The 417-nt window shown below is 46.5% G+C and carries 1 protein-coding gene; it reads left to right on the forward strand.

Translation table 11 applies throughout. The annotated features are described in order from the left end of the window. Positions 1–403: tyrosine-type recombinase/integrase (locus A3735_RS11200; RefSeq protein ID WP_156499623.1), on the forward strand; the 403-nt coding region annotated here is incomplete at its 5' end. Between the last annotated feature and the right edge of the window lie 14 nt (positions 404–417).

Genomic DNA, 417 nt, shown 5'->3' on the forward strand with positions numbered 1-417 from the left:
AAACTCAAAAAACAGGAAGGCCCATAAAGTTCCTTTGTCTCCACTGGCGATAAAGCTATTCAGTGAACTATATGCTCTTAGAGACGAGTCAGATTGGGTGCTACCTTCTTTCACTGATAATGATAGCCCTATGACTGAGAGGGTTATTAGTCGTGCTGCCAACAGGGCACAAGAAGTTGTAGGCATTGATAAATGGGTACCTCATGACCTTCGCCGTACTGCCGCCACCAAGATGGCTGGACTTGGCGTCGCTATTCCTGTCGTGGAAAAGATACTGAATCACACGATGGGGGGAGTAATGGAAGTTTACAATCGACACCCCTATTGGGAAGAACGGGCTGAGGCTTTGGTTCGGTGGTCTCAAGAGATTGAGAGTATTATTGCAAAGGATTCGGTTTATTGAGGTGTTCTTGCCGT

The organism is Oleiphilus sp. HI0061 (genome assembly GCF_001635675.1).